The 1,241-nt window shown below is 61.7% G+C and carries 1 protein-coding gene; it reads right to left on the bottom strand.

Going from position 1 to position 1,241, the window contains the following annotated elements; translation table 11 throughout:
- Nucleotides 1-16: 16 nt before the first annotated feature.
- On the bottom strand, nucleotides 17-1,177 hold the full coding sequence (locus OUZ45_RS20740) for an IS30 family transposase (protein ID WP_266172234.1): 1,161 nt from the start codon (nucleotides 1,175-1,177) through the stop codon (nucleotides 17-19).
- Between the last annotated feature and the right edge of the window lie 64 nt (nucleotides 1,178-1,241).

A 1,241-nucleotide genomic window follows, 5' to 3' on the forward strand; every position in this document is an offset into this window, starting at 1 on the left:
GCTTTCGACTGCGGATTCAGCCGGTCGTTGCAACAGATTGATGAAACCGTTCGGCCGGTGTTTCGAAGTGTAAGGTCTTTCTCGGACGCGCATTCAACTGTCGAGCCACGGCGTTGAGCTTGGCTTGCGAGTGCACCGACAAATCCGTGCCCTTGGGGAAATACTGCCTCAGTAGCCCGTTAGTGTTCTCATTCGAGCCCCGTTGCCACGGATGCTGAGGATCGCAGAAGTAGACCTGGATATCCGTCGCCAGGGTGAAGCGCTTGTGGTCAGCCATTTCCTTGCCCCGATCCCAGGTCAGCGACTTGTACAGTTCCTTCGGCAAGGTGCGCGCATGCGTGATCAGCGCAGGGATGACCGTCTCGGTGTCCTTGCGCGCGACCTTCACCAGCATGACGTAGCGCGTGTGACGTTCCACCAGCGTCGCGATCTGGCTGTTCCCGCTACCGCAGATCAGATCACCCTCCCAATGACCAGGCACCGCCCGGTCGGCCACGCTCGCCGGACGCTCACGAATGGACACCATGTCGCTGAGCTGGCCGTGGTTGTCCGTCTTCTGCGTGTGCTGACGCGAACGACGCATGGTGCGCGTGCGCCGCAAATGAGCTAACAGCTCCTTTTTCAGGGCGCCACGGGCCTGGATATAGAGGCTGCGGTAGATGGTCTCGTGCGACACCTGATCGTCCTCGTTGCCCGGATATGTGTGCTTGAGCCAGCCTGCGATCTGCTCCGGTGACCACCGCTCCTTGAGCTTTTTTGCAACCCGGGTTGCGAGCACCCGGTTCTTCGCCAACTTGCAAAGCTTGGGGCGACGGGCGCGATCCCAGGCGTGTTCGTCCGCCTGGATGGCTCGGTAGCCGTCTCGTCCTTCGCTTCGCCGGATCTCGCGGCTGATGGTCGAGGGGGCCCGCTGCAGTTGCAAGGCAATGGCGCGGATCGACTTGCCAACCGCGATCGCCCGCGAGATCTCTTCTCGCTCGACCAGCGTCAAGGTACGCTCAGCGCGACGGCGTGGCGTCGGTCGAATGCCGCCGGTCTCCGCCAATATCCGCCGTACCGATGAGTGGTGCCGATCAAACAGCTGGGCAATCTCGTGCAGCGACTCGCCTCGCTGCCAGCGATCCCACATCAGCGCCTTCTGGGTGTCCGTGTAATGGATCCGGGGTCGTTGGGCCATTGGCAACACGCCTCCTGCTCAAGCAGTCTATGGGTGTTGCAACGACCGGCTGAATCCGCAACCC

This window comes from Dyella subtropica, assembly GCF_026283965.1.
GTDB lineage: Bacteria > Pseudomonadota > Gammaproteobacteria > Xanthomonadales > Rhodanobacteraceae > Dyella_D > Dyella_D subtropica.